This is a genomic window from Streptomyces anandii JCM 4720 (assembly GCF_014650655.1).
Taxonomy (GTDB): Bacteria; Actinomycetota; Actinomycetes; order Streptomycetales; family Streptomycetaceae; genus Streptomyces; species Streptomyces anandii.
This window is the reverse complement of the sequence record NZ_BMVJ01000002.1, coordinates 50,665-57,410: the sequence shown is the minus strand read 5'-3', so window position 1 is coordinate 57,410 and position 6,746 is coordinate 50,665. Positions and strand designations below refer to the sequence as shown.

At 70.3% G+C, this 6,746-nt stretch carries 7 protein-coding genes; 1 reads left to right on the top strand and 6 read right to left on the bottom strand.

Annotated elements, in window-relative coordinates; genetic code table 11:
• Positions 1 to 69: 69 nt before the first annotated feature.
• The 5 genes from IE249_RS03355 to hemL form a co-directional block, all read right to left on the bottom strand.
• On the bottom strand, positions 70 to 831 hold the full coding sequence (locus IE249_RS03355; protein ID WP_189703273.1) for a cytochrome c biogenesis CcdA family protein: 762 nt from the start codon (positions 829 to 831) through the stop codon (positions 70 to 72).
• A 6-nt stretch (positions 832 to 837) separates the two neighbouring features.
• The gene (locus tag IE249_RS03350; protein ID WP_189703272.1) at positions 838 to 1,503 is read right to left on the bottom strand and encodes a TlpA family protein disulfide reductase; all 666 of its coding nucleotides are present in this window, start codon (positions 1,501 to 1,503) and stop codon (positions 838 to 840) included.
• A gap of 66 nt (positions 1,504 to 1,569) precedes the next feature.
• Complete coding sequence (locus IE249_RS03345; protein ID WP_189703271.1) at positions 1,570 to 2,886, bottom strand: polysaccharide deacetylase family protein; 1,317 nt, start codon at positions 2,884 to 2,886, stop codon at positions 1,570 to 1,572.
• Between the two features lie 250 nt (positions 2,887 to 3,136).
• Entirely contained in the window at positions 3,137 to 3,856 is a 720-nt protein-coding gene (locus IE249_RS03340) for a histidine phosphatase family protein (RefSeq protein WP_189703270.1), read from the bottom strand.
• On the bottom strand, positions 3,853 to 5,175 hold the full coding sequence (gene hemL, locus IE249_RS03335; RefSeq protein WP_189703269.1) for a glutamate-1-semialdehyde 2,1-aminomutase: 1,323 nt from the start codon (positions 5,173 to 5,175) through the stop codon (positions 3,853 to 3,855). Before hemL ends, IE249_RS03340 begins: the two co-directional genes overlap by 4 nt.
• 532 nt (positions 5,176 to 5,707) lie before the next feature.
• Here hemL and IE249_RS03330 point away from each other — a divergent pair.
• Entirely contained in the window at positions 5,708 to 6,145 is a 438-nt protein-coding gene (locus IE249_RS03330) for a hypothetical protein (protein ID WP_189703267.1), read from the top strand.
• A 102-nt stretch (positions 6,146 to 6,247) separates the two neighbouring features.
• Here the strand turns inward: IE249_RS03330 and IE249_RS36010 are convergent.
• A partial coding sequence (locus IE249_RS36010; protein ID WP_444544800.1) for an alpha/beta hydrolase occupies positions 6,248 to 6,746 on the bottom strand: 499 nt, incomplete at its 5' end.

Genomic DNA, 6,746 nt, shown 5'->3' with positions numbered 1-6,746 from the left:
CTCGCCCGCGAGGTTCCCGGTGGCCGGGGTCTCGTCGGCGGGGGTGCCGGTTGTCGTCTTGCTCATCGATCAGATCCCCACAGTGAAGCCGGTGGACCAGGTCTGCATCTGCTGCACCAGGCGGTCCCAGGCACCGGTCAGCAGCAGCACACCGGTCAGGATCATCATCGAGCCGCCGATGCGCATCACCCAGACATAGTGACGCTTGACCCAGCCGAAGGCGCCGAGGGCCTTGCGGAAGGCGACCGCGGTGAGCACGAACGGGATCCCGAGCCCGGCGCAGTAGGCGACGGTGAGCAGCGCGCCGCGCCCCGCGCTCGCCTGCTGGAAGGAGAGCGTCTGGACGGCGGAGAGGGTGGGTCCGATGCACGGGGTCCAGCCGATCCCGAACAGCGCGCCCAGCAGCGGCGCGCCCACCAGCCCCGTGGCCGGGCGCCGGTGGAGGCGGAACTCACGCTGGGTCATCCAGGGCATCAGGCCCATGAAGAAGACGCCCATGAGGATCATGAGCACCCCGAGCACCTTGGTGAGGGGGCCCTTGTGGTCCTGGAGGGTCTGCCCGAAGTACCCGAACAGCGCGCCGCCGGAGACGAACACGGCGGTGAAGCCGAGCACGAAGAGCGAGGCGCCCACGGCCATCCGGCCCCGGCGCGCCTCGCCGAGGTCGGTGCCGGTGACTCCCGTCACGTACGACAGGTAGCCGGGGACGAGCGGGAGGACGCAGGGGGAGAAGAAGGAGACCAGTCCGCCGAGCACGGCGACGGGAAGCGCGAGCAGCAGCGCTCCGCTGCTGACCGTCCGGTTGGGGTCAATGGCTTCGGCCAGTAGCACGACGGGTCACTTCTCCGCGAGGACCGGGTCGAGCATCTTGCGCAGTTTGTCCTCGCTGAGCGCCTGGAGGGCGCGCGCCGCGATGTTCCCGTCCCGGTCGAGGATGATCGTGGTCGGGATGAGCTGCGGGTTGAGCGTGCCCTTCTTGAAGCGGAGCATCAGCTTGCCCGTCGGGTCGTACAGGCTCGGGTACGGCACCGCGAACTGCTTCTCGAAGGACTGGGCCGGCTGGGTGCTGGTGTCGCGGGTGTTGATGCCGACGAACTGCACGCCCTTGGCGGCGGTGTCCTTCGCCACCTTCACGAGGTTGGGCGCCTCGGCGCGGCAGGGCGCGCACCAGGAGCCCCAGACGTTGAGGACGACGACCTTGCCCTTGTAGGAGGAGAGGTCGAGCTGCTTGCCGTCGATGGTCTTGCCGGACAGGTCGGGCGCGGGCTTGCGCTCGCCCTTCTTGACGGTGGCGATTCCGTCGGCGCCGGTGATGAAGTTGGTGTTGCCCGAGCCGCCGGAGGTGCCGCCGGAGCCGCACGCGGACAGGGTGAGTGCCGCGACGGCCGTCCCCGCCGCGAGCAGGGCGGCGCGGCGGCGGACGCGGCTCGTGCGCGTGGGGTGCGGACGGGGCGTACGGTTCGCCCGGTTCGAGCACTGGGGGGCGCGGCTGACGGCACTCATGTGAAAAGTTTCGCATGCCCGTTCCGGGGATCTTGCGCACCCCCCTTGCGGCAGGAAAACCGCATTTCAGGACGCGTTCTGCGTACCCGTGCCGGTTCCCGTTCCCGTGCCCTTGCCGGCCCCCGTGCCGCCGGTGCTCTGCATGAACTGCTTCCAGCCGCCGGGCGGCGTCTGGCCCACGCCGAGGCCGCGCAGCTTGGCGAGCACCTCCGGCTTCTGCGCGTCCATCCAGTCCACGTACTGCCGGAAGGAGACGATGCGCACGTCGGCGCCCTTCTCCTTCTCGCGCGCGATGTGCTTGAAGGCCTCCTCGACGGCGTCCATGTAGATGCCGCCGTTCCAGTGCTCGAAGTGGTTGCCTATGAAGAGCGGTGCCCGGTTTGTCTCGTATGCCCGCTTGAAGCCCGCGATGTAGGCGCCGGCCGCCTGCTGTCGCCAGCCGGGGTAGTTGCCGGCGGGCGCCTTGGTCGAGTTCTGGGACTGGTTGTACATCATGTTGTAGTCCATCGAGAGGACCTCGAACTTGCGGCCGGGGAAAGGTATCTGCTGCAACGGCAGGTCCCAGATCCCCAGCTTCTTCCTCGGCCACACCTGGAGGCCGCCGGGCGAGGAGGCGTCGTAGCGCCAGCCGAGCTCACGGGCGGTGGGCAGCAGCTGGTTCTGGCCGAGCAGGCAGGGCGTGCGGCCGCCGACGAGTTCCTTGTCGTAGTCGAAGGGCAGCGCGGGCAGGTCGCGCCAGCCGGTGTTCGTCTTCCACTGCTTCACGAACGCCTTGGCCTGGTCTATCTCGCTGCGCCACTGCTTGGGCGTCCAGTTGGCGACCGTGCCGTGGCCGCCGCAGAAGTGGCCGTTGAAGTGGGTGCCGATCTCGTGGCCCTCGAGCCAGGCCCGGCGGACGTTGGTGAGCGTGGACTTGATGTGCTCGTCCGTCAGGTAGCCGATGTCGGAGGCGCCGCGCGGGTTGTTCGGCGGGTCGTACAGGCGCTTCTTGGACTCCGGCAGCAGATAGAGGCCGGAGAGGAAGAAGGTCATGTGGGCGCCGTGCTGCTTGGCGAGGTCGAGGAAGCGGGGGAAGAGGCCGTTGCCGACCTCGCCCGCCCCGTCCCAGGAGAAGATGACGAACTGCGGCGGGGTCTGCCCCGGCTCCAGCGGTTCGGGCTTGGCGGGCTGGAAGGGCTGCTTGCCCGTGAACGCCGTGGAGCCGTCGCCTATCAGGCGCTCCGGACGGTCGGTGCTCTTGCCGTCACCCGAACTCCCCTTGCCGGAACCGCCGGAGCGGTCGCCGCCGTCGGAAGAGTTGTCGGTGCCGCAGCCCGCGAGCCCGATGGCGGCCGCGGTGCCCGCGCCGATGCCGAGCATTCCCCTCCGGGAGTAGGTGCGCATGAGATCCCCGATCCGTCACGTCCTCTGATGGTCACCCACTGAGAGGCGGTGACGGACGCGGGGGTTCCCGGTACCAGTATGAATTTCGCAACAAACGTAATGAAACTGTGCGGTGGCCGACGCACGGGGTGCGCCGATGGCGCGAGACGCCGCGTGCGCCGGCCCAGGACGCCGGGGGCGGGGGCGAGTTGCGCCACAGGCGAGCGCACCGCCCGCGGGGGCGCCGAAGGCGCCGCCCGCGGGGTGGTGGTCAGGCGCCGAAGGCCTTGCTCTGGCCCTTCGTCGGCTTGGCGCCTGCGCGCAGGTGGGCCGGGACCAGGTCGCGGGCCGGCTCGCTGTAGCCGACGGAGACGATCCGGTCGCCCCGGTAGGTGAACGTCGTCAGCGAGGCGAGCGTGCACTGCCGCCGGCGCGGGTCGTGCCACAGCCGGCGCCGCTCGACGTAGGAACGCACGATCCAGATCGGCAACTGGTGGCTCACCAGCACCGCTTCGTGCCCACGCGCCTTGTCCTTCGCCGCGTTCAGCGCGCCCATCATGCGCACCACCTGGTCGACGTACGGCTCGCCCCAGGACGGCCTGAACGGGTTGAGCACGTGTTTCCAGTTGCCCGGCCGGCGCAGCGCGCCGTCGCCGACGCCGAAGGTCTTGCCCTGGAAGACGTTCTCCGCCTCGATCAGCCGCTCGTCGGTCGCGAGGTCGAGCCCGTGCGCCTTGGCGATCGGCGTCGCCGTCTCCTGCGCCCGCTCCAGCGGGGAGGCGACCACGTGGGTGATGTCCCGGGGCGCGAGGTGCTCGGCGACCCGCTCGGCCATCTTCCGCCCGAGCTCGGAGAGGTGGTAGCCGGGCAGCCGCCCGTAGAGGACCCCGGTGGGGTTCTCCACCTCGCCGTGGCGCATGAGGTGGACGACGGTGATGTCGTCGCCGCTGCCGCCGTTGTCGCCGTCGTTGTTGCCGTGGATCTCGCTCATGCCGTGGTCTCCGCCTCCGCCGCCGCCCGGGCCGCCGCCGGAAGGGCGTCGGCGATCCGCTGGAGGGCCTGCTCGTCGTGGGCGGTGGAGACGAACCAGGACTCGAAGGAGGACGGCGGCAGGTAGACGCCGTTCGCGAGCATCGCGTGGAAGAAGGCGGTGAAACGATACGACTCCTGCGCCCTGGCGTCGTCGTAGTTGCGCACCGGCCGGTCGGTGAAGAACACCGAGAACATGTTGGAGGCGTTCTGCAGCGTGTGCGCCACGCCCTCCTTGGTCAGCGCCTCGGAGACCATGGCCTGGACCTGCTGCGAGACGGCGTTGACCTTCGCGTACGCCGCGTCGTCGAGCAGCCGCAGCTGGGCCAGTCCGGCGGCGGTGGCCACCGGGTTCCCGGACAGGGTGCCTGCCTGGTAGACGGGCCCGGCGGGGGCGAGGTGCGCCATGACGTCGGCGCGGCCGCCGAACGCCGCGGCGGGGAAGCCGCCGCCCATCACCTTCCCGAAGGTCATCAGGTCCGGCTCGACCCCGTCCACACCGAACCACCCGGCGCGGCTGGTGCGGAAGCCGGTCATGACCTCGTCGGAGATGTAGAGGGCGCCGTTCTCCCCGCACAGGTCCTTGAGCCCCTGGTTGAACCCGGGCAGCGGCGGCACCACGCCCATGTTGCCCGGCGAGGCCTCGGTGATCACGCAGGCGATCTCACCGGGGTGGGCGGCGAAGGCCGCGCGCACCGCGTCGAGGTCGTTGTACGGCAGCACGATCGTGTCCCCGGCCTGCGCTCCGGTGACGCCCGGGGTGTCGGGCAGCGCGAAGGTGGCGACGCCGGAGCCGGCGGCGGCGAGCAGCGAGTCGACGTGCCCGTGGTAGCACCCGGCGAACTTGACCACCTTGGAGCGCCGCGTGAACCCGCGGGCCAGGCGGATCGCGGACATGGTGGCCTCGGTCCCGCTGGACACCAGCCGCACCTGCGCGAGCGGGGCGACCCGGGCGGTCATCTCCTCGGCGAGCGCGACCTCGCCCTCACCGGGCGTGCCGAAGGACGTACCGCGCGCGACCGCCTCCTGCACGGCGGCGAGCACCTCGGGGCGGCCGTGTCCGAGGATCATCGGACCCCAGGAGCAGACGAGGTCGACGTACTCGCGCCCGTCGGCGTCCTTCAGATACGGGCCGCTGCCGGACACCATGAACCGGGGAGTGCCGCCCACGGCGCCGAAGGCGCGCACCGGCGAGTTCACACCGCCGGGTGTGACGGCCGCCGCACGGTCGAACAGCGCCTGCGAGGCGGGTGCTTCGTATGGGTATGGCAGTTCGCTCATGACCTGCGACTTCTCCGACTTCTCGGGTCGTTCTCGGCTGGTTCCCTGAAATGGGGTGGGCAGTGCCCTGTTCAGGGTAGGCCAGCGCGGCCGGCGGCCCCCTGGGCGGCGGATCACACGGATTCGCCGCCGCCCATCTGCGAAACTGGGCTCCGCGTACGTATAGACAGGCGAAGGGTCGTGTCGAGGGCCTCGAAGATCCCCACGGACAGATGTTTCGGCGCACGTTTCGGCGGGCGGCCGTGGGGGAGGTCACTGACACGATGATCGGGTTGCGCGGCGGGGGCCACGCGTCCTAGAAAAGCAGTCGGGTGGAGATATGCATCGCGGTGGCGGACTGGGCGAGGGGACTGATGACCTGGGTCCTCGACGTGCCCGGCGGGGAAGGCACCGACGCGAGGCGGAGGAAGCGGCCGAAGCACGTCAGGAACACGGTGTACCGAGTGAGCCCGAGGGGCTCGAGCGGCGGTTCGATCACCGGATCGACCGCAGGATCGACAGCCTCCGGGACGGGAGCAGGAATGGTGGTCGGGTGGGGGTGACGTACAAGTACTTCGGCGCGCCCGACGGTGCTACGGCCGCCCGTGTCCCGATCTCGATGCGCCCCGAGGAACTCGGCGGCGACGAGCTCGGCATGAACGGCATGTTCACCAAGATCAAGCCGGAGACGATGGCCGCGATGGTGCTGACCGGCATCGAGGGCGTCCCCCTGCACAAGGTGCCGCCCCTGGAGCTGGTCGTCCTGCACCCCGACTACGCCGTGGTCAAGCTCCCGATGACGGTCGTCGACCCCCTTCGCGACATCGGCGAGGAGGCGGTCGGCGCGGCCGCCTTCATCTGGTCCACGGTCCCGGACCGAGGCGGCCCCCGGGACGCCTTCAACGTGTACCAGCTGCTCCACGAGTGGCAGGACTTCAGCCACCGGCTTCATGACGCGGGACACCAGGCGTATTGCCTGGTGTGGCCCTGAGCCGGGGTTTCACTCATTCCGGACGGAGTGGACGGCAGCGGCTTTTCGCCGCGGCCGGGCAGTGGACCGCGGCGCGGAACGTGAGCGCCGCGGTCCACGGCGTCATGGAAGGAACCTCACCTCCGGGAAGGCCGCGCTCGGACCGTCGAGCAGATGCCCTCGACGGTGCCGCAGGTGCAGGTCGAAGAAGGCGAGCGGGTACGCCTGTTGGATCCGTACCGACCGGGCGGGGTCGAGGGTGCCGATCCAGTCCTGGATCTGCCGGTCGGTCATACCCAGGATCCTGCCCGCCTGTGGGATGAGCGTCGCGTTGTCGCCGTACGAGTTGTGGATGGCGCCGTCGGCCTGGACGTCGAGCCGCCAGCCGCGAAGGTGCGACCAGAACTCGGCGACGTCCGGCACGGCGGCCCGGGTGAACACGGCCGTCATCATCATGAACGGCCGGTCCAGGTTGGCGGTGACGGTCGGCTGCATCGGGCCGTCGATGCTGAGCCCGGCCCTGACGCGCTGGTCGGCGAGCATGGTGAGCGCGGTGGCGGTGCCGCCCTTCGACCATCCGAACGCGCCGACGCGCTGCGGGTCGAGGGCGCCGAGCAGGCCC

Excerpts from the sequence above, each read along its gene's own strand:
- IE249_RS03350 (WP_189703272.1), bottom strand. The coding sequence starts at position 1,503 with ATGAGTGCCGTCAGCCGCGCCCCCCAGTGCTCGAACCGGGCGAACCGT.
- IE249_RS03345 (WP_189703271.1), bottom strand. The coding sequence starts at position 2,886 with ATGCGCACCTACTCCCGGAGGGGAATGCTCGGCATCGGCGCGGGCACC.
- IE249_RS03340 (WP_189703270.1), bottom strand. The coding sequence starts at position 3,856 with ATGAGCGAGATCCACGGCAACAACGACGGCGACAACGGCGGCAGCGGC.
- hemL (WP_189703269.1), bottom strand. The coding sequence starts at position 5,175 with ATGAGCGAACTGCCATACCCATACGAAGCACCCGCCTCGCAGGCGCTG.